The organism is Burkholderia metallica, from assembly GCF_001718555.1.
Lineage (GTDB): Bacteria > Pseudomonadota > Gammaproteobacteria > Burkholderiales > Burkholderiaceae > Burkholderia > Burkholderia metallica.
On sequence record NZ_CP013403.1, the window covers coordinates 1,195,458 to 1,220,566 of the forward strand.

Genomic DNA, 25,109 nt, shown 5'->3' on the forward strand with positions numbered 1-25,109 from the left:
ATGCCAGGCCAGGCGGGGAATCGTTACGGCCGGTTGGGCTCGATCGGTCAACGCGGGCGGCGACGCACGGGCCGCTCGACGCTGTCGAATCGGATGTAGCGACTCTCAGCAGCGACTAATGGTATGAATGTAGTTCGACTACAGCATCGGTGTTTCTACCGATACATACGATCTTTATTCGGCGCGGTCGTGAGACGCGATGAAAAGACGGTCATCGTTCCCGATTGCGGTGGCGGTGCGGAGTAAGAAGTACTCGACCGAGGAAAAAATCGTCGTCCATCGAGATGTGGTCGAACTGCCGTTCCTGCGCGTGGCATCGATATGCATCCCGTGCGTGCAGGAGCGCCACGATCCCTGTCGAGTTTCTGTCGTATCGGGCACGCAAGGATTTTCCGGACCCGTCTGTCTGATTCGGTTAGTCCACGTACATTTCGTCGTGAAAACCGCCTCTATTCTAAGAAAGGCGCATGCGATTCGGCGCGAGCATGCGTGCATTGAAGGCAGGCGACATGGTCGCGAAACGATGTATACGAGATTGGCCGATCGCCAATAATCCGGCTATTTAATTTTTTGCGTCGCGATGGATTGCGATGCCAGGGGCGCTTAGATGACAGCAGAATTTCCGGCAACATATATCGTTGGTACGGCGACGGGCCTGACCGCAAGAACGCTTCTCCAGGAACTGGTCGATCTGCCGATGAGTGTGAAGCGGTTCGGGGTGATGGGCGATGGTGTGACCGACAATACAGCGGCACTCCAGACAGCACTCAATGCCGGGATCCCGTTGTATTTTCCACCGGGGACCTACCTGTATAGCAATACGCTGACCGCTAAAGCCTCGATCATCGGGGCCGGGTGGGACTCGATCTTGCAGTGCACTACACTGCAAGGCCAGAATTCGGTTATTTACTGGAAAGGCGTCAGTAATTTCAAAGTACGGAATCTACAATTTTTTTCAAAAAATGCAACCGCGTATTATCCGGATGAGAACGCCGGCTCAGTCAATATGCTGGATTGCAGTCAGTTCGAAATTTCGGGATGCAAGTTCAATAACTCGGCCGGCGGCGGCGCGATAATGCGAAGTTGCATCAATGGAAAGGTTTTCGGCAATACACTGCTCAATATCTGGCACGACGGCATTCATGTTACCAAGGCAAGCTCGGACATCACCATCACGAATAATGAAGTGATCAATGGCGGCGACGACGCGTTCGCGGTAGTTGGTTATTTCAACGAGGGCGTCCGTCCTCGCCGCGTTACGATCGCAAACAACAGGGTCGTCGGAACCAAATATGCACGTGGCATCGCGATTGTGGGGGCTCAAGACGTCACGGTGACTGACAATCAGATCTACAACCCCATGGGGGCCGGCATTTATGTCGCGTCAGAGCTGACGAGCGTTTACCAGTCGTACGGCAACGATAACGTGACGGTTGCTAACAATATTCTGGATACGTGCGGGGTGCAATCCAACATCGGCGCGATAGTTAATGAGCCAAATGGCCCGATCGGTTATGCGGCATTGGCCGTGACCGCGACGAGTGGATTTAATAATTCGAATATCACGATCGTCAACAACACGATCAAGAACGCGGCGGGAACACCGATCGGATTATGGCAGCCGGCCGGAAACAACATCCACGTCAATATTTCGCAGAACATGATCAGCAATGCATGGGATCCGAACAACAAGAACGGGTTCCCGTTGACGACGATCAGTGCGACCTCGGCGTCGACGACACTGAGCTTTGCCAATACCCCGGGCGTTGCCGTCGGCATGACGGCCTGGTATTTCAACGGATCGACGAGCGTACCGATCGGCACGGTCGTGTCGGCAGGCGTATCGACGGTGACGCTGAGCCAGAATGCGACCGTACCAAGTGGCGGGACCGTGATTTTCTCCGGCGTCGGCCTGTTCGGGACGACGATCGCGACGACCACTGCCGCCGCGAGTTCCGCCACGTCGCTGACGTTCGCCACGACGACCGGCGTCACTTATAACGACAACTACGGCTTTGGGGCGCCTGGCAATGAAACGACGGGTGTGTCGATTGGGCAGAGCGTCAGCGGCGTCAACATTGCGTCCGGGACGTTCGTGACCGGTGTGGCGGCGACTTCGGTGACGCTCAGCAAGGCGACGACCGGCACCGTGGCGAGCGGTGCTTCCATCGTCTTTACTCCGATGGTCTGCATGACGTCTCAAACGATCACGACTTCGGCCGCATCGGCGGCGGGAACCAACATGCTGACGTTTACGCCGTATCCGTCGGCACGCGGCTGTGCGGTGGGGCAAGGCGTATCCGGAACGAATATCCCGGTCGGCACTTACGTGACGTCGGTTTCCGGTAACGGAAATGGCCCGACCGTTACGCTGTCCAATAATTTCACGGGCAGCGGAATTGCCAGTGGCGCGTCGATTACGTTCACCGGGACCGGCGGATTGAGCGCCGTTTCCGGAATCACCCTGTACAACACCCGAGGGTGCATCGTCTCGAAGAACCAGCTGTCCGGCATCGCGAAGGACGGGATCTACGTGGACGGATCCTGCACGTCGTTCACCGAGGTCAGCGGCAATACTGGGGAAAATATCGGCTGCTGCAACGGGTTTGCTCGCCTTGTGACGATCGGGACGCTCACGGCCGGGGCATCGCTCAAGCTGCGGGGAAACTATATGGCCCAGCCAGTCAATTATCCTCGCGCAATCGACTCGCTGATCTCATCGAGTTCATGGTCCTACACGTCGTGGAGCGAAGACAATATCGCGCAAAACGGCTTTGTCGGTTTCGGCGTGCAACTGACGCCGGTTGTGACGACAGTGGGTGCTTCGCCGTGGAGGTTTACGAACAACAACCCGAGCGCGGTCAGCATGTCGGTCGCCGGCGGTACGGTGTCGTCAATCAGCGTGTCGCGAAACGGGCAGCAGGCATATGCGACCGGATTGACGAACGGCATGGTCGATCTCAAACCGGGCGACGCCATGACGGTCGCCTATAGTGCCGCGCCCACCGTCACGATGATTCCGAGACTGGGGCAATAACGCGCGTCTTCATGTCGACGGGCAGTCGGGAAGGGCTCGACCGGACCACGCGGGCGGCGACGCACGGGCCGCCCGACGCTGTCGAATCGGATGTAGCCCTGGAGGCGGGCGATTTCGCGGCGGTAATACGATGTGCGCGGTCCGGTTCGTTGCGCACGCACCGAACCGGACCTGCGGTTATGCGCGACGGTTACTTCGTGACGAGCGCGCCGGTCAAACCGGCGCTGATCGCCGGCAACAGCAGGTTCAGCACGCGGCTCGCGCGAACGAGCCCGGTGTTGTCGACATAGACGATGTCCTTCGACGCCAGCGGAAACTGGTTCGCCAGCAGCATCGAAACCGGTGACTTCATGTCGAGTCGATAGACGACGGGGGCGCTGTCGTCGGCCTTGCGCAGTACGAAAACCTGTTTGGCGTTCGACGTCTGCTGATTGAGCTGGCCGGCCTGCGCGAGTGCCTCGTTCAGCGAGAGCGAGCCGTCGCGTTGCAGCGGCACGGCCAGCGGCTTGTTCACTTCGCCCGTCACGTACACGGGATTGTCGTCGCGGGCGCTCACATGCAGCAGATCGCCCGGTTTCAGCATGATGGCGGCAGGGTTCCCGCCCGTCTGCATCATCCGCGCGACATTCACCGGATAGGTCGTTCCATCGCGCGTGATCGTCACGCGACTCTGATCCGCGGTCGGTGCAAAGCCCCCCGCGCGATTGACGGCTTCGACCAGCGTCATCGGAATGTCGTTGATCGCCTGCGAACCGGGGGCGCGCACTTCACCATCCACATAGATCTGTCCGGCACGGAACGATGCGACGCGAACCGTCACTTGCGGCTTGATGAACACCTTCCTGAGTTCGGCGCTGACTTCGCGCTGGATCTGCGCCGCGGTCTTGCCGGCGACGTGGATCGGTCGCGTCATGTACGGGAACTGTACGTTGCCGTCGCTATCGACGACGAAGCCGGGCGCGGCGTCGGCTGATTTCGTGTTCGGCGTCGGCTGGCCGGCCGCGGTCGCGAATTCCGGGTGATCCCATACGGTGATTTGCAACACGTCGCCCGCACCGACCCGGTAGCCGTCCGGCTTGCCGAGCAGGCTGCCCGGGACGGGCAACGCGGTGCGGCTCTTCTGCTCCGCACGAATCTGGCTGATCAGCGTCAGGTCGATCTGCCTGACCGGCACCTTCATGTCGCTGGTCACGTCGCCGTTGCCGTCGGTCGTGACCGGCAATGCGGGCGTGTCCGCCATGTGCTGGCCCGGCGCAAACGCACACGCGGAAAGCAGCGCGGCGAGCGCCAGGCAAAACACGGCGCGCATTCGACGCCCCGCGGGATTGTTCTTGTTCGGCACCGACGTGTCGAATGATGGGTGGCTGCTCATGTCGTCATTCAGCATGGTTAAACGAGAAATATGGGCGCGATGCGCGTCGACGTTCGCCACGGTCCGGGCCGTCTTGCCGATCGCGTGCTTGTCACACCGGAACGCGTTCCGGCGTCCGGAAGCCAACGACGGTGACAGCGGTGCCGCGCGGAATGCGTGCCGGTATTCCTTGCCCGGTTGTCCCCGTTCGCAGCGACGTGAAGACGGGCTGACCGTCAATACGTTGCCGCATCGCGAAGCAGCCGACGTCCCGCAGATGACGGGACGCTCGTGCACCCGCGTTCGACCGAAGACCTCACGTGTTTCCTCACTCGCTCGCCGTTTCGATCAACCGGCTGTCCGGCACGTCGACCTCATCGCATGCCGCCGGGCTTGTCGGCAGACTTGCGATCCGGAGCGCGCTACCGGGCAATTGACGGCTCGATACGACGGTGTGCAGGCCGAGGTTCGTTCCCGCATGGCCGATGTTGTATGAAGCACCGTAAAAGGGATGTGCGCTAGTTCACCAAGATGAGGATCGCGAAACCGATGCGTTGCTTGCGGGCTGTCGCCGATTCGTCTTGCGCTTGCGCGGCCAGGACGGCGAAAACAGGGCCAAACCTTACAGATCGGGCGCGTTCCGGGGAGTCGGGCGACGCTTTCGAACCGGCCTCCGGCTTGGCGTGAGCGAGTTGGCCACCCGGCGATTCGTTTCCCCGGTGCCGCTTAATGTAAGGCATCGCACTCAGAAAACCGCCCATCTATCGCATAGTGAGCCGGACAAGCGAGGTCATGCGTCTTCTGCGCAACGAATCGGCGGTGCGTTACAGCATGCCGGTGGGCGGACACAGGACACATGCCTTGCGTGAGGTGCCGAAAGAATGGCCCGGGGGCGAGCGGCGCGAGCGGTGTGATCAATCGCGGGTACTGTCGCAAGACGCTCGACAGGATGGCAATTTGGGAGCTGATGCATGACATGGGATAGGCCTTCATCGAAGCAATCTCGAGACGGGTCGGGAAGTACTGCTCGCGACGGGGTTGGTTTTACGCTGGTCCAGTCGCTGGAAAACGTGCTGGATCACTGGCGCGTTGTTCTGGCCATTTTCCTGGGATGTGTGCTGCTGGCGCTGCTGTATGCGGTGACGGCCACGCCGATATACTCCGTGGACACGTTGATACAGATTCAGGAAAACAAGCACAGCGCGCTGGGCTCGCTTTCGGAGATTTCGAACGCCCTGGATATCGAGAACTCGGCCGTCGTCGGTGAGATCGATATCGCTCGCTCGCGCGCGGTCGTTACCCAGGCGATGGACGCTACCGTCGCGCAGGCGGACGTGTCGGTCCGCAACAGCGTGCCGCTCGTCGGCGGTTTGCTCGGTTCGGTCTTGTCGAAAGGTCCGGATGGTCTCGTCGAACCGTTGTTCAATACGCCATTCTGGGCGTGGGGCGGCGAGCGGATCGAATTCAAGGAATTCGACGTTCCGGATGCGCAGGTCGGCAAGAAGCTGACGCTCGATTATCTCGACGGCAACCGCTTCGTGTTGAAGGACGGCAACGGTCAGGAGGTGTTGACGGGGGTAGTCGGTCAACCGCGTGCCGCGAACGGTTATCGGGTGAACATCGCGCGGATCGTGGCGCGTCCCGGTACGGAATTTCGCGTGAAGCGCGTCGCCACGCCGGTGCGGCTCGAGGCGATCCTGAAGAAACTGAACGGGGCGGAAACGAAGCGCCAGTCGGGCATCATGCAGCTGAGTTTCGAGGATCCCGACCCGGTGTTTGCCGCACGGTTGCTCAACGCGATTGCAGCCGCTTATCTGGATGCCAAGGCAAAGCGTCGCTCGGAAGACTCCGAGCACAGCCTGGCATTTCTAGACACGCAATTGCCGCTCGTGAAGGCGCGGCTGGAGCAGGCTGAGCGTGCGCTGAAGGAGTTTCGCAATTCGGAAGGCTCGATCGATTCGCAAGGCGACGTGCAATTGCTGATTGACCAGCTGGCGCTTGTCGAGAAGTCACGGCTCGAAGCCAGGCTCGAGTATCAGGATATGGCGTCGAAGTATGTCGCCGGGCAACCTCAGCTTACCGCTGTCGCCAACAAGCTGAAGACGCTCGACCAGCAGTCGGCGGAACTGAAACGCAAGGTTGAGCGCCTGCCGTCGCAGCAACAGACTTACTTGCGTCTGTCGCGCGACGTGGAGGTCAACAATCAGCTCTACATCGGGTTGATGAACAACGCGCAGCAGCTGCAAATTGCCAAGGCCGGCACGGTCGGCAACGCGTCCGTCATCGACCCGGCCGTTGTCAGCGACAAACCGGTTCAGCCGAAGCGGGCACTCGTGGTCGTGTTGGGCGCGGCGATCGGGCTGATACTGGGTGTGGCTGCGGCACAAGCCTGTGCGCTGTTCTTCCAGCGTGTTCGGAGTCCGGAACATCTGGAGGAAGTAGCTGGCGTGCCGATGCTGGGCGTGCTCCCGATCTCGCAGCATCAGGTCGAGGCCGACCGGAGAGAACGAACGCCGTATATCGCCGCAAGGGAGCACCCCGATACGCCGCTCGCCGAAGCGCTGGACAATCTCGCCGTGCTGTTGCGTTACGGGAAAGCGGCCGAGGACGGTAAATCAAGGACCGTGCTGATTACGTCTCCCGAGCCGGGGCAGGGTCGGTCGATGATTTCCGCCAATCTGGCCTCCCTGTTCTCGGAAAGCGGCCTCAAAACCTTGCTCGTTCGTGCCGACGCAGACGGATCGAGCGTCGATCGACACGTGTCTGTGAAATCCCAGAAGGGTTTGTCCGACGTACTGAAGGGCTCGCTGGAACTCGGGAACGCGATCGTCCACGTCCGCGAAAACTTCGACGTGCTGCCCGGCGGAAGGAATGTCGAACCAGGGCGGCACCTGTTCGGAGCGGAGAGGCTCGAACCGTTGATCGCCTCGCTGCGACGCGAATACGACGTGATCGTCGTGGATGCGCCGCCGGCGCGCCCGGTGGCGAACGTCGCGATGTTGTCGCGGCTCGCGGACGTCACGTTGATGGTAGCGCGGCAAGGTGCGGTCAGCTACGCGGGCGTGACGGAAGCGATCCGAAATCTGAACCGGGTCGGCGTGAACGTGGACGGGCTGGTGTTCAATGGTTTCCGGCCTTCACCGTTGCATTCGAGCTATTACGCGAATGCCCGTCGGCAGACGAAAGAAGTCAGGTCGCAAGTGGATTCCGGCGATGTCGTGCCCGATGCATTTCTGTTCAAGGCGTGGGACAGATTGAGAAAGGGACTGCTGAGAAACGTCGCGTGAGATGGGCGCGAACGGCGCACGACCGGCGCAACGAATTTCGGATTGCAGCATGACGGACAAGACTACGCGAGCGATACAGGTCAGTGCCCTATCGGCAAGCGGCGTGACGATAGCGACGCTGCTTGCGCTCGGGTTGCTGATCAATGCGATGCTGCCGTCGCTCGGCGCGACGGAGCCGAGCGCGACGTGCACGTTGCTGATGGCGACACTGGGGCTTGTCGTCCTGGTCAAGTATCGGCCAGTGTTTGCCGTGTCGGTGCTCTACGTGCTCGCGATCGGCCTGACCGCATTCCTCGCCGGCGTCGGACTGGAGAACGGCGGATACCTTCGGGAAACCGATATCTCCGGGGAAGCGACCGGCGCGTTCAGCCGGCTCCTGACGTTCTATCTGATCTTTGTCGTCTGTGCGCTCGTCGCATTCGACAGGCTCCTGGACGAGCGTCCGTCGCACAAGCCGGTCAGAGCGCGGATCGCGTTGCAACCGATCAGCATTGCGACGGGCTTCGTGCTTGCGGCCGCGATCATCGCGACCGGCGTGCTCGCGGGTCTGACGTCGGGGTTCTCGATGTTTTCCGGCATCAACCGGTATGCGTTGCGTAACGATGCATCGAACGGGGCGATGTTCAACCTGTTCCTGAACAATCAGACCTTCATGGGTTTTTTGCTGGGCACCATCGCGACCAGTTCCGACAAGCGTATCCGGGGGCTGGCGATCGTCACGATGGCAGTCGACCTCGGGCTGAACGTGCTGCATGGCGAGCAGTTCATGGCGGTGCTGCATATCGGCCTGTGCTCGCTGGCACCATTCATCGCGATTCATGCGATGAACGGCAAACCGGTCGTTCGCTATCTGGGAATCGGCGCGGGGCTGGCGCTCTTGCTCGGCACCGTTTCGATCATTTATGCGTACCGCGGGCAGGGTCTGGAAGTGGCCGACGTGATCTCTTCGCGTTTTCTGCTGCAGGGGCAGCCCTGGTACGTGGTGGACGGCGATGCGCAGATGTTCACGGCGCCGGCGCTGGGCGGCGCGGAGGCGTTCTGGCGTTTCGTGCACTCGCTCGCTTCCTGGACGATGCCGACTTTTTTCGACGATTCGGAACCGAGCGGTTTGCGTGACCTGATGATGTCGTACATGGAGCCTCGGCTGCTCAAGGCGTTCATATTCGACGACGTCACGTTCACGATGGGAAACATGGCAGTGCCCGTGTACTGGTTCGGTTATGCCGGCGGGGCAGCCTTTGTCGCGATGACTGGCGTCGTGTATGGCGCGCTGGCCGCGTTGCAGATCCTGGTCACGATGCGCGGCGGCGTGCTGATGCTGTGGCTGATGGCGAAGGTATTCTCGTACGCGACCTTTGCGGTCCAGCAAGGCGATTACTGGATGATGTTCGGCTCGCGCACCGCTTTTTATGCGTTGATCGCCGTGGTCTGGTGGTACGTGATCGACAAGAAGCACTCGGGCTCGAGTTGACGCAGACGATGCGATCCCGATGACAGGAGCCGCTCCAGCGAATGCATCGCGCGTGGGTGCCACCTCGCGATCGTCGGGAAAGCGATGGATTCGACTTCGATCGCAACGATGGCGAGTCGCGACAAAACATTTCGGTTTTTTACCCTTTCAGTCATGTCCCAATCGAATGATTCGAGGCGTTTTCACCATGTCGATGCGATGCGCGCCGTTGCGGTGATCCTCGTCATATGGACGCACTACGCCGAGCGATTTGCGCCGATTGCGGGCTCCCAACATGCGCTAGACACGCTGCAGCGCTCGATGAATTTCGGGCGGATCGGCGTGGTGGTGTTTTTTGCGATCAGCGGCATGCTGATTCCGAGCAGCCTGCACGGCGAGGTGGGGGCGGGAACGAAGCGGTTCCTGATTCGGCGATTCTTCCGGCTCTACCCCGCGTACTGGTTGGCGCTTCCGTTGGGATATTTCGTTCACTGGTATCTGTTCGATAAAAGGATGGACATCGACGGTGTCATTGCCAATGTGACCATGCTCCCTGCCGCATTTGGAGCAAGCCTGATATTGCCGCATGGCTGGACGCTGGAGACGGAGCTGTATTTCTACGGGTTGTGCCTGATCCTGTTCTGGCTGGGCGCACTTCACCGGATGGTCTGGTTGTGCATCGTCAGCGTCGGGTTGAGCGGGCTGTTCGCGATGATCGTCGCGCTGAAACTTGCGCCGGCCGGCATGGCCAGCGAATACAAAACCTTGCCGTATCACCTCGGCATCATGTTTTGGGGCGCCTGTTTTCGTCAGGCATACGACACACCGAATCAAGTGCTGCGCATTCGATGGCCGGGAAGCGGCGGGCCGGGGCGACTGGCCATCACTTACCGGTCGGCAGTCGCCTGCGTGACGGTGGTGATTGCGAGTATCGCGCTGATGGGAGCGCTCAGCGACTGGCGGCATAACAACCTGGATCACTTGCCGACCTCGCTCGCTTACTTCATCGGGATCACGGTGTTCGCGATACTGGCGACCGTGCTGAAGCTGCGCATTCGCGTGCTGTCATGGCTTGGTGAAATCAGCTATTCGATCTACCTGCTGCATAGTCTCCCGCTGTTTGCGATGTTCTGGTTGTGTCAGCGTTTCCACATCACCGGATGGCCGCTTGGTCTCTACATGATCGTACCGATCGTGCCGCTGATTCCATTGTCCTGGGCAGGTTATCGATTGTGCGAAGCGCCGTTCGTGCAGCTTGCGCGTACGCTCACGGCGCGTCGGACCAGTACCGTGTTAGCCGCTCGCGAGGCGGATGGCTGATCCGTGCGGATCGGTCCGATCGGGACTCGGACCGGCGGCAAAGCGAGACGCCGACGTTTCGAAAGATCGGGAAACGAGCGTGCGATCTCTCCCGTGGATGCCGGCAGCTACCGAGAATTTCAGGTCGTGGACGTGGAGCCCCGGCGGTAATAGCAATAGCCGGATCGGGTGTCGCTGTTGATGACCGAACACGGGTTTCGCCATGACCTCCCGGTGAATGGAGCCGGGAAGAGATTGGCAGGGCAGGCTGACGGAGGAAAAGTCCCTGCACCGTATTTCGTTAGCGCTTATTAAAACAAGGATAAGACCATGACACCTGTCCAGTTTGATGGATGCGTCGGCTGGCTTCACGAGGGCACTCGAACACACGGCATCGTCATTTGCGAGCCGCTCGGTCACGAAGCACTGTGGCTTCACAAACTCGTGCGTTCACTCGCCGAGCATCTTGCCGACCGCGGTTTCCCGGTGCTGCGATTTCATTATCCGGCGAGTGGCGATTCGCTTGGCGACGAACGCGACCCTGGCCGCTTCGACCAGATGCTCGCGAGCGTTCGCTCCGCGGTGCAGGTGCTGCGCGCGCGCGGCACGCTGAGCGATCTGACGCTCGTGGGCGTCCGTGCCGGCGCGGCCGTCGCGCTCCTCGCCGCGGACGGCATCCCCGAGCTCACGCGGTTCGTCGCGGTTGCGCCCGTCGTACGCGGTCGCAGCTACCTGCGCGAGCTCTCCGTCGTCGCGCAGCACTGGCTCGACAACGCGCCACCGGCCGCGAAACTCGCGGTTCGCGACGAGAAACCGCTCAACATCCTCGGCCACACGTATCCCGACGATCTGGTCGAGGCGCTTCGGCGTATCGACCTGCGCCAGACGGCGGGTCAACTGCGCACATTACCGGCACGCGCGCTGCTCGTCGACGCACCGTACGGCGACGGCACGGCCCTGTCGGACGCGTTGCAGGCACGGGGTGTCGCGGCAAGTGTCCATGCATGTGCCGACTGGGCAGTCGCCATGCGAGAGCCGCTCTGGTCGCGGCTGCCAGAGGGTTTGCCTGACGCGATTGCGGGCTGGATCGACGACGCACCTGATTCGATCGTTCAGGCGTGCGCACACCGTCCCGACCAAGACATCGTGCTGACGGGCAAAGGGAGCGTCGAACGCGTCGTGCGCGTGGGGCCGCAACAGCTGGTCGGGGTGCTGTGCGAGCCGACCGACGACATCATGCACGCCGGCGCGCCAACCCTCCTGATAACGAATACGGCCGCCAATCCACGCATCGCGGACGGGCGCCTCGCGGTTCGACTCGCCCGGTCGCTTGCCGCGCAGGGAATCTGCAGCCTGCGCATCGATTCGAGCGGAATCGGCGACAGCGACGAGCACGCGCGTGACAATCAATGGGACATCCCGTATTCGGATCAGATGATCGCCGACATGGTGGCCGCCGCAAACTGGCTGAAAGACGGCGGGCATCACAAGGTCGTCGCATTCGGGATTTGCTCCGGTGCGTACACGTCGCTTCATGCAGCGTCGAACGGGCCATTTGCCGGCGTGATCGCGGTCAATCTTCCTGTGTTCGTATGGCCGCGCGGAGAGACGCTCGCGAACGTGATCAAGAATCAGACGAATTCGATGCGAGGCTATCTTGCATCGCTGCGCAGTACGGGAAAGTGGCGCCGCTTGCTGCGCGGCCGTCGCGATCTGCGCCCGGTACTGCGCGGGCTGTTGCGCTACCTGGCGGATTTCATGTCGGTGCCGGTCATGCGAGTCGCGGAACGGGTCGGGCGAGGCCCGGGCAAGGATACGCCGCGCGGATTGCTGCGCGACATGTCGGCGCGCGGTATCCGCACGCATCTCGTCTATGGAACGTTCGACCCGGGTGTCGACACACTGGTCCGGCATTTCGGCCCCGCATCGCACGCGTTTTCACGCTTCCCGAACGTATCGGTCGACGTGCAGGAAGTCGTCGATCATTCGCTGTACGGCAGTGCCGCCGCGCAATACGTGATCGACCGGTGTGCGGAACTGCTTGTCGATTGGCGAGCGCCCGCGGAGCTTGCGCCGCCCCGGAAAACGAAACGCGCGACCGCATCGCATGCGCGCAAGCGGCGCACTGAGTCGACGCTCTAGGTCGCCCGGTATCGTTGCGGGCGGGGCGGCGCTGTGCGGCTGCCGCCATCGCGGCAAGCGTTTCATATGGTGCGGGAACGTTCGGCGGCGCGTCGGGCCGGTTTCGTGAAACCGGTTCTAAGTGACCATGCGAACAGAGTCGGCGTTCCCGGCACGCTATCGTAGCGGCATCGTGTTTCACGGATGCCGCCTGTCAGTCGTGCGCGGCGCCGTGACTCCGCTCAGGATTGCAGATGAAACGAAATTGCCACGAACGCCGGGAGCGGTGCAAATTTTACCGCATGCAAACGGCCCGCAGCCTCGCGCAGATTGCGCCGCGACGCGAGTACGGTGATAACGCGCCGGGCTTACGGTATCGACCATGCCGAGGTCCGTCGTGATGCGCGTGCTGGTCATCAACGACTTCGTTCGTCGGGGAGGGGCGGAGGAGGTGTACCGAATGTCCGTCGACGTGCTGCGCGCACGCAACGACGTGACGGTCGAAACGTTCGACGAGCATGCGCTCGGCGGCGTCGAGAACATTCGGCGCGCACGCGCGTGGTCGCCTTCTACCGCACGTGCGCTCGTCGCGCTGCTCGACCGGTTTCGCCCCCAGCGCATTCTGGTCCACAACTACCACAACCTGCTGTCGAGCGCGATTTTGCCCGTGCTTGCCCGCTACAAGCGGCGCTCGGGGTGCGGTCTGTACATCACCGCGCACGACTACCACCTGGTGTTTCACAACCCGAGCCTGCAAGTCTATTCGAGAGGACGCGGGCAGCCGCTGGCGCTCGACCGGTTGCATGGCGGCCGACGCTTGATCCCGATCGCCAGCCCGCGCGGCATTCTCCACGACGTCGTGAAGAAGGTGCATTGGCACGTGGTCAATGCGCTTTTCGACCCGCTCGGCCTGTTCGACGAGATCCTGTGCCCGAGCCCGTTCATGCGTGACCTGATCGCGCGATTCGGGCGCACGCGCGCCACTCTTCTGTCGAATCCGATCGATTCATCGCTGATTTCGCGCGCGCCGAAGCCTGCGCGGGGCGCTCGGCTGGATCTTGCGTTCGTTGGTCGCATCGAAGCGGACAAGGGGCTGGCCGAGTTTCTCGCGCTCATGGCAGAATCCGCCGGCGATGCGATCGGATCGCTTACCGTGTACGGCGAAGGGGCGGAGCGGGGCGGGCTCGAGAAGCGCCATGCCGACCTCGTCGAAACCGGTAGGCTGCGGTTCGCCGGCCGTCTCGACCATGCTGCGCTGTTCGCCGAACTGCCGACGCACGATGCGCTTGTTCTCCCGTCGGTCTGGGTGGAAAACGCGCCCCTCGTGATCGTCGAGGCCGCGGTACTCGGCCTGCCGGTGCTGGTGAACGACATCGGAAGCCTGTCGACATTCGGCGACGAGATCGGTAACAAGATCCTCTATCGAAATAGCGCCGACGATTTCTCACGCGCGATCGGCGCGCTACGCGCGCACCTCGGCGACGAAAATCGTCGCTACGACTGGTCGCGCTACACGGTCGATTGTTACGCGTCGTCGCTGTACGCCGCACTCGGCATCGACGAACACGTATCGCGCGCGCCGGCGCGTTGACGGTCGATGCACCGCCCATTTTCAGCCCAGAAGGCACGATGACTGCTGTTCGAAAAAACTTCGCCATGTTGTTCGCGTTGCAGATCTCGACGTACGTCGTGCCGCTCGTGACGTTGCCGCTGCTGACGCGTGTACTCGGCCCGCTCCAGTACGGCAGGCTGTCGTTCGTGCTCGCGGTCACCACGTACTTCATCAATCTGGTGAATTACAGCTTCGACCTGACGGCAACACCGCGTGTCGCGCTCGCAAGCGACAAGGTCGAGCGGTCGAGAATCTTCTGGACGACGATCAGCGCACAGTGGCTGATCTCCGTCGCGGGCTTCGTCGTGCTCGTTGCGATGACGTCGCTGATTCCGTACTTCGAAGCCGAGCGCACGGCGTTGCTGATCGAATTCGGGATGGTAATCGGTGCTGCGCTCACGCCGGGCTGGTACTTTCAGGGCATTCAGAAGCTGAGCGTGTTCAGCATGACGGTGGTCGGGTATCGCGCACTCAGCGTCGCCGCCTTCTTCCTGTGGGTTCATTCACCGGACGACATCCTGCATGCGGTGGCCATCAACGCGGCCGTGCCGTTGCTCTGCGGAATAACGTTGCTCGCTTATCTGTTCCTGGGGCGCGAGATCTCGCGCGTGCGTGTGCGGTTCGCCGATATCGTCGACGCGGTGAAAGGCGGCACGCAGGTCTTTCTCGCGTCGACGTCGATCTCGTTCTACGCGTCGACCAATACCGTGCTGCTCAGCATCGTGTCCGGTAACGTCGCCGCAGGCTATTTTGCGGCGGGCGACAAGCTGATCCGCGCCGCAGTCGGCATGTTGCAGCCGCTGCGGGCCACCACGTATCCGCACGTCACCTATCTGATGCACAACGCGCGTGACGAGGCATTCGCGTTCCTGCGCAAGCTGATCGTCGCGCAGGGTGCGCTGGTGCTGGCCATGTCGGTCGCGATCTACGAGTTTGCGCCGCTCGCGGTCCGGATCCTGTACGGAAGCTCGTTCGAGCCGACGGTCGGCGTGTTGCGTTGTCTTGCACTGGTGCCGTTCATGGCATGCATGACGGATCTCTTTGGCGTTCAGACGATGCTGCCGCTCGGCATGAAACGCATTTTCAGTACGATCCTGATCTCGTCCGGCTTGCTGAACGTGACGATACTGCCGCCGCTCGCGTCGCTGTTTGCGGCGCGTGGCGCGGCCATCGCGGTATTGCTGGTCGAGACGGCCGTGGCGGCCGCGCTGGTGTACGTGATCTGTCGTGAACGGGTCGGGCTGATCAAGATGCCGGCGAGGTCGCGGTAGCGCGATTCGCTGCGGAGCCCGAAAGGGCCGTTCGCATGATCCGGCGGCCATCGCCGCGATCGCCGGCATCGACTCCAGCCGGATACTTCATTCGCGGTCGTCGGTCGAGCGACCCGCCTGAGCCCTGTGCGCATTCGCGCATCTTGCCTCGCGAATCCGGGCAGGTCGTGAACGGACGTATTTCGACGCGGGAAGGTCGTCGTGCCGCGTATCCCCGGGAAAGCATGGCGGGGACGATATGACGGCGCCGCCCCGATCGTCGCGATGATTCCGACGTCGAACGGCAGCGCGCGGGTGGATTGCGATCACGGAGGGAGGCGAGTGCGGCGGAACATGCCGACTCGCGTTTTGTTGCCGGTATTGATTGCGTCCGGGCGACGGCCCGTGCCGATTGCCTGCGGCTACAGCGTGTCGAATATCTCCGTCATCATTCTTGCGCTTCTGCTCCAGCAATATTGTGCCGCGTGAGCGCGCCCCTTTCGTCTGAGCTCGTCCCTGAGCTCGGCCGAATCCAGCAGATGCCGCAATTTTTCCGCGATGTCGTCCTGCGAATACGGATCGCAATACAGCGTCGCCTCGGCGCAGACTTCCGGCAGCGCTGCGGATTTTCCGACGATCGTCGGGCAACCGTAGCGCATCGCCTCGAGAGGCGGGATGCCGAACCCCTCGTAAATCGACGGATAGAGAAAGCATGCCGCATGCTGATACAGCGCCTTCAACTGTTCGTCGCTGATATAGCCGACGTACTTGACGTTCGGCTTCTCCACCGGGGCATGGTCCTGGTTTCCGAACACGGCCGTGTTCCTCATGCCGACGATGACGAGGTCGACCGACGGATCGTTGAGCTGCCGGAATGCCGCGATGAGCCGGCCGAAGTTCTTGGTGGGATTCATGCTGCTGACCGCGAGCACGAACCGGTTCGGCGTCAGCGAATGCGCGTCGAGTACGCTCGTGTCGGGCGCCAGTGCGTCGAGATGATCCGCACCGAGCGGAACGACACTGATTTTCTCGGTGGAAATGCCGCAGTGGTAGGCGAGACGTTCGCGTGAAAAGCTGGAATTGGTCAGCACGCGCGCGGAGGTGCGCGCCAGGATCCAGAACATGATCCGGTACCACACCCGAAACGACCGGGAAAAGTGGGCGGGCGTATCGAATACGGCCGCATCGTGCATGTAGATGATCTGGTTGCGGATGAAAATGGACGCCGAGTTGCCGAGATTGACGAGGCGGCCGGGGCGGGCGAAAAAGGGAAGCACCAGTTGTTCCCAGACGACGCCCTTGTAAAAGCCGACCTTGACGGTCCGTGCGCCGCTTACCGCTACGGCGGGCTGCGGCGGCACGAGCACGGTTACCGGGTCCTGCGGCTGAAACTCGATCAGTGCGGCGATCAGCTCACGTGCGACGCGTTGCACGCCGGTCGTCTTCTGCGTGGTGAATCGGCCGTTGTACACGAGCTGTTTCGGTTTTTTGAAAGCGATCATGTCAGTCATTGAATATCGAACTCAGGGCCGGGCTTTGACGTGATCCAGTGCAACCGGCTCGAAGCCGCGGGCGCCCGCTCGGGCATCTGCGGTGTCCAGTCCGTAAAGGGTGTGCCATTGCCGGAAGACCGCGTTCATCGAGAATCGTTGAACCGCCCGCGCCCGCGCGGCCGCTCCCATGGTTTCGCGAAGCTGCCGGTCTTCACGCAACGCAGTCAGATACGCGGCCATCTCGTCGACGCTCGACGCGACATAGCCGGTTACGCCATGAATGACCACGTCGCGATTGCCGACGACGTCCGTCACCACGGCCGGGATGCCGGCAACCTGCGCTTCGATCAACGCGACCGGCATGCCTTCCCAGCGAGACGTCTGGACGTAGATGTCCAGTCCCGACGTGAGCGCCAGCGCACGGGCGCGCGTCACCCAGCCGCTGCAGATGACGGCCTCGCTCAAATGGGGATCCGCAATCTCGGTCGCGTCGCCGCCGATCCACAGGAAGTCGACGTCGGCGCGCCGCAGCCGGGCGGCCAGTTCGACGAATGCCTGGTGGTTCTTCTGGAACGACGCGCGGCCGCTCATGCCAACGACGATCTTGCCGTCGTCCCGCGATCGACGGGGCAGGATCGCGGCGACATCGACGCCGTTCTCCACCAGGACCGCCGATTTCGCCCGGACATTGTTCTTGATCTCGCCCAGCTCGCTGCTCGAGCAAGCGACGATGGTTCCGCCGATGCGTGCCGCGATTCGTTCGAAGTTCAGGTAGGCGGCCTGCTTCATGCGCGAGATGTCGCGGCGCAGGAACGCAAGCCCGTGCGGCGAGTAGAAGACCGTTGCATTCGGGGCGGCGATCCTCGCGGCGACGCGTCCCAGCACGCCGGCTTTCGACGAATGCAGATGAATCGCGGTCGGCTTGCAGTCGCGAAGATGCCCGACCAGCGCACGCAGGCTCGAAAGATCCTGCCGGACGCTGACTTCTCGGCCCATGTCGACGTGGATCAGCTTCACGTCGGGCCGGAACAGCGTTGAATAGTCGGCCGGCGTTTCTGCCCGGATCGAGTGCAAAACGGTGACATCGACGCCGGATGCCGCAGCGTGATTGGCCAGCTGGGTCAGCATCGACAGCACGCCCCCACCAAACGCCTCGGCGATATGAACGATCTTTCGTGTGGTCATCTGTTGGTCTGTCGGTGCGATCGCGTTTTTCATCGATCGCCGTGGAGAAGGTTGTACGGCGAACAGTCGAATTGCCGGCGAGTCGTTCAGGCAGGACATCCGTTTCAAATTACTATGTATTCCTAATCTGAAAATCCGTTGGCATTGCGACCGTCGGGGCCACGGTGTCGTGCTCGACGCGCGCGATCCGGTGAAGTAGCCGGCGTAATCGGAGCGATCGAATTCGGGCTGCCGTCGCTCGGGATCACGCAACCGCGAACGTGAGCCGTGGTATCCGTCCGGTGATGGAAACATTGTGCAGCGCATGCGCGATGCGCTGGGTGCGATGGCTTACCGACGGAGGGATTAGTCGACGATCGTCCCGATCGGGCGACGTTTACCCGGCGGCTTGTCGTTCCCGGATTTGCGCGATGCTCGCGTAGCGATGCGTGACATGGCACGCCGTGTCAGATTGGGCGACCGATACCTTGGTCTGCTGACGCACCGAGGCTGGCTCGTCCGAATGATTCAATAGAAGGTATCGTGTCGTATGCCCTGAAGGGCTAGTGGAATTTCCTCACGGTCAACGGTCGGCGCAAACGCGGCGCATTGCCGTCGCTGCTGAAACAATCGATGTCCGGGCAGCTGGCATGCGCGGCAACCCATACCCGCGCCGTGTACCAGATTATTCGAGGGAGACGATTCGATATGCATGGTTCACAAGGCCTGTCGCGTGTATGCACCGTGATCGCAGGCATGTTCATCGCGGGCGGATTGTCGTGGCCCGGGTTCGCCGTGGCGGCCGCCGATGCGTCCGCGCCGGGTGCGCTCCATGCGAACGTGCCGGATGTGTACGTTTATCCCGCTTCCAGCGCAGCCGATCAGGCGGGCGAGCTGCAGCGCGTGCTGGACAGGTTGCGTCCGGGGCAGCGGCTGGTGTTCGCGCCCGGGCGGTACGTGGTCGGCCGTTCGTTGATCGTGCGGCGCCCGCATGTCGTGCTGTCGGGTTACGGCGCGACGCTCGCGGCGCGCAACCCGGAGGACCAGACGATCGAGATGCGGGGCGACGGTACGACGCTCGTCGGATTTCGACTCAAGGGCGTCGGCAGGACGCGCCTCGCCACGCGGGAGTCGACCAAGGTCGAGGTGACGGGGCGCAGCGTGCAAGTGCTCGATAACGTCATCGACGGCGGTGCGAGCGCCGGCATTTTCGTGTTCGGCGGTGCGGACGTCGCGATCGTCGGCAACGAGGTGCTGTCGACGCTCGCCGACGGCATTCACATGACGCACGGCGCGCGCGACGTGGTGGTTCAGGGCAATGTCGTGCGCGACACCGGCGACGACATGATTGCCGTGGTGAGCTATCGGGGCGACGGCGTGCTGAGCCGCAATGTGCTGATTACCCAAAACTCGCTCGAAGGCAACTCGTGGGGACGCGGGATCACGGTGGTCGGCGGCACGGAGGTGACGATCTCGAACAACATTGTGCGTAACGTGCAGGTGAGCGCGGGCATTCTCGTCGCGCAGGAGGACAGCTTTCAGACCTACGATGCGTCGAACGTCCGGATCGAGAACAACATGATCGCGAACATCCAGACGGCGACCGGCCGCACCGATCCTCGCCCGCTCACGCAGCAGGCTGCGATCGACGTCAGCACATGGTCGGGGGCGGTGACACGCGTGGTCGTGACGGGCAACCGCGTATCGCAGTCGCGTTTCGACGGCATTCGCCTGTGGGGAAACGTGTCGGGTGTCGAGCTTGCGGACAACCAGATGTCGGGAATCGGCGGTATGCCGGTACGGATCGGTCCGAAGCAGGATTGCGCCGCCGACAATGCGAAAGCCGGGCCGTGTGCGACGGCGCTTCAATCCCGATCGGCCACGCCCGACGGGGTCGGCGCGGATACGTCGTTGCTGCCGCGCGTGCGCGAATCCGTCGGGCTGCGTCGTTGACCGTCCGGCGATGTCGATCGACACAGAAGCGTCCGCAGCGGGCGACTGTGCGCCGGCATTGCATTCGCGCGAATACCGCGCGCAGCGACGTATCGCCTATGTCTGCTGCGCCGACAGCACTTCAACCGCCCGCCCATACTGATCATCAAACCGAACGATATCGTCCTCGCCGAGATAGTCTCCCGACTGCACCTCGATGATTTCCAGCGGAATCAGCCCGGGATTCTCGAGGCGGTGTACTTCGCCGACCGCAATGTACGTCGATTCGTTCTCGCGGAGCAGGAACGTCTCGGCGCCGCGCGTCACCTTCGCGGTGCCGCGCACGACGATCCAGTGCTCGGCGCGGTGATAGTGCATCTGCAGCGACAGCCGCTTGCCGGGCTCGACCACGATCCGTTTCACCTGGAAGCGCTGGCCGAGGTCGATCGAATCGTAGTGCCCCCACGGCCGCTGCACCTTGCGGTGCTCGCTCGCCTGCGGGCGCCGGTCGGATTTCAGGCGGGCGACGATGTTCTTCACGCGCTGCACGTCGTGCTTGTTCGCGACCAGCACGGCATCGGGCGTCTCGATCACGACGACGTCCTTCATCCCGACGCAAGCAATCAGGCGGCCCTCCGAGCGAACGAGACTGTCCTGCGTGTCCTCGAACACGATTGGGCCGCGCGCGACGTTGCCCTGATCGTCCTTCGGCATGATTTCCCAGATCGCGTCCCAGGTGCCGACGTCCGACCAGCCCGCCGCGAGCGGCACCACGATGCCGTCGATGCCGAGTTCACCGTGTTCCGCGAGCCGTTCCATCACCGCATAGTCGATCGAGTCCGACGGGCACGCGTCGAAGGCCGTCGCGTCGATCCGGAAGAACGGATCTTCGGCGATACCGGCACGCCATGCGGCTTCGCAGGCCGCATGAATGCCGGGCGCGAGCGCGCCGATCGCTTTCAGCCAGACCGATGCGCGGGTGACGTAAATCCCGCTGTTCCACCAGTAGTCGCCCGATTGCAGGTAGCGCTCCGCGAGCGTCGCGTCGGGCTTCTCGACGAAACGCCCGATCGCGTAGCCGCCCTGACCGCCGAGACGGCCGGTGCGCGGCTCGCCGACCTGGATGTAGCCGTAGCCCGTTTCCGCGCGGCGCGGCAGCACGCCGAGCGTGACGATCGCGCCTTCCTGCGCGTAGCGCGCCGCGCGCGCGATCGCGTCCTGGAACGCGCCGACGTCGGTGATCACGTGATCGGCCGGCATCACCGCGAGAACGGGATCGTCCGTGAGCTGGCTCGCGTCGAGGGCCGCCAGCGTCAGCGCGGGCGCGGTGTTGCGCGCGACCGGTTCGAGCAGAATGCGGGCGGGCGCCGCGCGCCCGACCACCTGCGCGGCGCTCATGACGCGATGCTGTTCACCGCACACCAGCAGCAGCGTGTCGCCGAGCGACGCATTCGCGATACCGTTCAGGCGGCGGGCCGTCGCCGACAACGGCGATTCGTTCGAGATCAGCTCGATCAGCTGCTTCGGATATTGTTCGCGCGACAGCGGCCACAGCCGCGTGCCGGAGCCGCCGGCGAGAATCACCGGCAGGATGCACGGCAGGTCGGGCTCGGGAACCGGGCGGAGGGTGGTGGGGTTCATCGATTGGCTCCGGTGTCGGCCGGCTGCCGGGGGCGGGCACGCGCGTCGTCGTTGCGCGGCCCGTGGGCCGTCACGGCCCGGGACAGCAGGTTGCGCAGCGCGCCGGCCGCGCGGTCGGCGGGCCGCACCAGGCCGACGAACGGCGCGCCTTGTTCGAGATACGGGCCGTAGGCCTTGCGGAATCCGAAACGCTTGTAGAACGCCTGGCGCGGCGCTGCGACGTGCGTGCGCACCGCGGTGTCGGGCCACGCGGCCTGCGCGGCGGTGAGGGCGCGTTCGATCAGCCGCTCGAGCGTATCGTCGTCGCGACGGCTTTCGCTCGTCAGCACCTTGTCGATCACGACGTCCGGATCGACGTCGTCGCCGGGCAGGATGCGGGCGTACGCAGCGACTTCCATCGTGTCGCCGTCGCGCACGGTTGCATAGACGTGCAGCGCGCCAGCGTCCTTGCCGTCGATGTCCAGATGCGTGTGCGCGTCCTCGACCACCAGCACGGCGTTGCGGGCGCGCAGGATTGCATAGAGGTCGACCGCGCCCAGATGTTCGAATTCACAACAATGCCATTCCATGATGCTGTCCTCGCGTGATGCCTTCGGCATGCGTTGCTGATCGAACGCGATCGTTCGTGCAGCGCGGCGATGCTCATCATCCGGCCGCGTCGCGCGCCGGTCTGTTCGAAAGCGTACTCACGCTCCGGATTCGCAAGGCGGGCGCGAGATGCGCAGCCCCGGGGCTGCCGCGCGGGCGCCTCAAGGTGCGGTAGCACACACCGCGGCGGCCGGTGCTTTTCCATAATTGCGTCATCCTGGCAGCTCGCGTCGCTGCGCGGCCAGTCAATATCGGATGGCAATAGCGAACCGGGGGCAGCACTTGAGCATGGCGAGCGTTCACGACGGGCCGATCTCGCACGGCAGTGTCGGGCATCCACCTACGCATCGGCTTGCGCAAGCGCGCGGTGGCATCGCGCATGCCGACCGTCCACAGCCTCGTCGAATTCCTTCGGGATCTTGCGTGCCGGTGCGGCGCGTGCGTTCGTCTTCCTCGGCATGCCGGGGTTCGCGCGCATGCATTCCAGAAGCAGAAGCGCGCGACCTCGGCTGCCGCTTCCGGTCACGCGACGTGGTCCGGCCGATGACGGCAACGGGCCGGCCTCGACCCGGCCGACGGGATGTCGGCCCCGGTCGCAATGTGCCCACCCGCCACGTGCCGGGCAGCCATGCTGCACTGCGAAAGGCAAACGTCGGCACGACCGGTTCCAGGCACCGCCGTGGCGCCTCGCCGCCACGCGATCGGCACGTGCGGCAAGCGTTTTACCGGGCTCCGGCACCCGGAAACGCGACGCGTGATGCGGTGCGGTTGATTACCGCATGTAACGGACGTGAAAGGCGCGAGCGGACCGGCCGCCGCCGCGGTACGATGCGGCCGGCCGTCCGCGCGGGCAATTATGTTGCGAGCGGCATGCGGTACCGGCTTTTTGCGGGGATTTCGACGGAAATAAAAGGCAATCGACCGTCGCAATCTTGCGGAAAAGTAGTATTTGCCACTGATTGACTGCAATGCTCGTAGATAATCAAATCTCAGTGGTCAAATACACGTGGCGCGGAACGACCGGTCGCGTAACCGGCTGATTCAGGTTTATCTTTTGGTAACAAGACCATCTCGAAACGGGGTGTAAATTCAGGAGCGGATGAAATGCGGCGGTCATTCCGGAAACGGGTTGGCGGCCATCCGGTTCAGCATCGGGCGCAACTGTCGTGTACGACGTCACGCACATGCCGACGGCATTCCTGTCTGCCGACGCTCTCCGCCATGATGGCGGGGCGCCTCAAAGCGGGAACGTCGTGGCTCCCGTAGCCGCGCGTTTCCTTCGAGTTCGATGACAACGAGGCCGGATGACATCCGGCTCGACCTCCGGGGGCTCTCGCCGTGTGCAGTCTCGATCTTCGCCAAAGCTGCGGAAACGCAGCGCGGAAAGGCGGCCATGCGCCGCCGGCCGCAGCGCACGCGAACGGTTCGCGGAGTGGAGAAAGTGATGGTTCGTTATGAATATGCCAATAACGCGCGATAAGAGCGCCGGCGCGGAGAGCGGTAACGGGCAGCGTCCTCTGATTTACTGGACGCAGTCGCCGTCCGTCATGCTGCGAAAGGAACTGTCGCGGCGCGACTGGAAAGTGTCGATCGTCGCGCAGGCGAGCGAGTTGCGCGACACGTCCGGCGAAATCACCTGCGGCATCCTCGATCTGAGCGGCGGCCATGCGGACGCGATCGGCAGCATCGCATCGACCTGCGCGTCGATGCGCGACGTCGTCTGGGTCGCACTCGTCGACGTCGGCCAGACCGCGTCGCCGAACGTGCGTGCGCTGTTGCGCGACTATTGCTTCGATTACGTCACGTTGCCCGCGTCGCACCAGCGGATCGCCGATACGGTCGGCCATGCGTACGGCATGGAATGCCTGTTCGCGCGCGACCGGGAACGGCTCGAATCGGAAGAGAAAGGCATCGTCGGAACCTGCAGCGCGATGCTGCGGCTGTTCGATACGGTGCGGCGCTTCGCGCGCACCGACGCACCGGTGTTCGTGTTCGGCGAAACAGGGACCGGCAAGGAGTTGACGGCCGTCGCGATCCATCGCCATTCGGAGCGCCGCAACGGCCCGTTCGTCGCGGTCAACTGCGGGGCCATTCCGCCGCATCTGCTGCAATCCGAACTGTTCGGCTACGAGCGCGGCGCGTTTACCGGCGCGAACGCGCGCAAGATCGGCTATGTCGAAGCGGCGAACGGCGGCACCCTGCTGCTCGACGAGATCGGCGACCTGCCGCACGAGAGCCAGGCGAGCCTGCTGCGGTTTTTGCAGGAACGCGCGATTCATCGCCTGGGCGGCAGCGGCCCGGTGCCGGTCGACGTCCGGATCGTGTCGGCGACGCACGTCGACCTGCGCGACGCGATGGAGGAAGGGCGCTTTCGGCCGGACCTGTTCCATCGCCTGTGCGTGATGCGCATCGACCAGCCGCCGCTGCGCGCGCGCGGCAAGGACATCGAGCTGCTCGCGCACCACATGCTCGAACGCTTTCGCGGCGATGCGCGTCATCGCGTGCGTGGCTTCTCGACGGACGCGATCACAGCGCTCTACAAGCACGACTGGCCCGGCAACGTCCGCGAGCTGATCAATCGCGTGCGCCGCGCAGTCGTGATGACGGAAGGCCGCCTGATCACCGCGCAGGATCTCGAACTCGAATACTGTCTCGATGCCGCGTCGCCGTCGGTGGCCGACATCCGCAAGTCGATCGAGCGCGAGGCGATCGAAACCGCACTGCTGCGCACGCGCGGGCGCGTCGCGGCGTCCGCGCGCGAGCTCGGCGTCTCGCGCGCCACGCTGTATCGCTGGATGGAGGCATACGGGATCGAGCGGCCGCGCGGGACGGGCTCGTCCGACTGAGCGCCGGCAGGCGCGCGCGGCCGGCAACTGCCGCGCAC

Annotated in this window: 14 protein-coding genes; 9 read left to right on the forward strand and 5 right to left on the reverse strand. The window is 63.1% G+C overall.

Annotated features, from left to right (window positions below):
* Positions 1 to 607 precede the first annotated feature (607 nt).
* Positions 608 to 3,037 (forward strand): right-handed parallel beta-helix repeat-containing protein, encoded by a 2,430-nt coding sequence (locus WJ16_RS25075; protein WP_069259740.1) that lies wholly within the window; start codon positions 608 to 610, stop codon positions 3,035 to 3,037.
* 190 nt (positions 3,038 to 3,227) lie between these two features.
* Here WJ16_RS25075 and WJ16_RS25080 read toward each other — a convergent pair whose 3' ends face one another.
* A complete protein-coding gene (locus tag WJ16_RS25080) occupies positions 3,228 to 4,409 on the reverse strand; it encodes a polysaccharide biosynthesis/export family protein (protein ID WP_069261124.1) in 1,182 nt (393 codons plus the stop codon).
* Positions 4,410 to 5,359: 950 nt separating this feature from the next.
* Between WJ16_RS25080 and WJ16_RS25085 the strand changes: the two genes are divergently transcribed.
* From WJ16_RS25085 to WJ16_RS25110, 6 genes are all read left to right on the forward strand, one after another.
* Positions 5,360 to 7,675 carry a GNVR domain-containing protein gene (locus tag WJ16_RS25085; RefSeq protein ID WP_069259741.1) on the forward strand — a complete coding sequence of 772 codons (2,316 nt, stop codon included), beginning with the start codon at positions 5,360 to 5,362 and terminating at the stop codon, positions 7,673 to 7,675.
* Positions 7,676 to 7,724: 49 nt separating this feature from the next.
* Entirely contained in the window at positions 7,725 to 9,146 is a 1,422-nt protein-coding gene (locus tag WJ16_RS25090; protein ID WP_069259742.1) for a DUF6418 domain-containing protein, read from the forward strand.
* A 153-nt stretch (positions 9,147 to 9,299) separates the two neighbouring features.
* Positions 9,300 to 10,445, forward strand: coding sequence for an acyltransferase family protein (locus WJ16_RS25095; protein WP_069259743.1), 1,146 nt, complete (start codon positions 9,300 to 9,302; stop codon positions 10,443 to 10,445).
* A gap of 309 nt (positions 10,446 to 10,754) precedes the next feature.
* Positions 10,755 to 12,566: a serine aminopeptidase domain-containing protein gene (locus tag WJ16_RS25100; protein WP_069259744.1), complete on the forward strand. Its 1,812-nt coding sequence runs from the start codon at positions 10,755 to 10,757 to the stop codon at positions 12,564 to 12,566.
* A gap of 379 nt (positions 12,567 to 12,945) precedes the next feature.
* Entirely contained in the window at positions 12,946 to 14,136 is a 1,191-nt protein-coding gene (locus tag WJ16_RS25105) for a glycosyltransferase (protein ID WP_069259745.1), read from the forward strand.
* Positions 14,137 to 14,174: 38 nt separating this feature from the next.
* Entirely contained in the window at positions 14,175 to 15,428 is a 1,254-nt protein-coding gene (locus tag WJ16_RS25110) for an oligosaccharide flippase family protein (RefSeq protein WP_069259746.1), read from the forward strand.
* A gap of 401 nt (positions 15,429 to 15,829) precedes the next feature.
* On the opposite strand, the gene WJ16_RS25115 is transcribed toward WJ16_RS25110, so the two are convergent.
* Together WJ16_RS25115 and WJ16_RS25120 are read right to left on the reverse strand one after the other, a co-directional pair.
* The gene (locus WJ16_RS25115; protein ID WP_069259747.1) at positions 15,830 to 16,909 is read right to left on the reverse strand and encodes a glycosyltransferase family 4 protein; all 1,080 of its coding nucleotides are present in this window, start codon (positions 16,907 to 16,909) and stop codon (positions 15,830 to 15,832) included.
* 21 nt (positions 16,910 to 16,930) lie between these two features.
* Positions 16,931 to 18,085 (reverse strand): glycosyltransferase, encoded by a 1,155-nt coding sequence (locus WJ16_RS25120; protein ID WP_069261125.1) that lies wholly within the window; start codon positions 18,083 to 18,085, stop codon positions 16,931 to 16,933.
* A 687-nt stretch (positions 18,086 to 18,772) separates the two neighbouring features.
* Between WJ16_RS25120 and WJ16_RS25125 the strand changes: the two genes are divergently transcribed.
* Positions 18,773 to 20,017 carry a right-handed parallel beta-helix repeat-containing protein gene (locus WJ16_RS25125; RefSeq protein WP_069259748.1) on the forward strand — a complete coding sequence of 415 codons (1,245 nt, stop codon included), beginning with the start codon at positions 18,773 to 18,775 and terminating at the stop codon, positions 20,015 to 20,017.
* 96 nt (positions 20,018 to 20,113) lie between these two features.
* On the opposite strand, the gene WJ16_RS25130 is transcribed toward WJ16_RS25125, so the two are convergent.
* Entirely contained in the window at positions 20,114 to 21,637 is a 1,524-nt protein-coding gene (locus WJ16_RS25130) for a mannose-1-phosphate guanylyltransferase/mannose-6-phosphate isomerase (protein ID WP_069259749.1), read from the reverse strand.
* Entirely contained in the window at positions 21,634 to 22,206 is a 573-nt protein-coding gene (locus WJ16_RS25135) for a GNAT family protein (protein ID WP_069261126.1), read from the reverse strand. Before WJ16_RS25135 ends, WJ16_RS25130 begins: the two co-directional genes overlap by 4 nt.
* Positions 22,207 to 23,679: 1,473 nt before the next feature.
* Here WJ16_RS25135 and WJ16_RS25140 point away from each other — a divergent pair.
* A complete protein-coding gene (locus tag WJ16_RS25140) occupies positions 23,680 to 25,071 on the forward strand; it encodes a sigma-54 dependent transcriptional regulator (RefSeq protein ID WP_069259750.1) in 1,392 nt (463 codons plus the stop codon).
* Positions 25,072 to 25,109 lie beyond the last annotated feature (38 nt).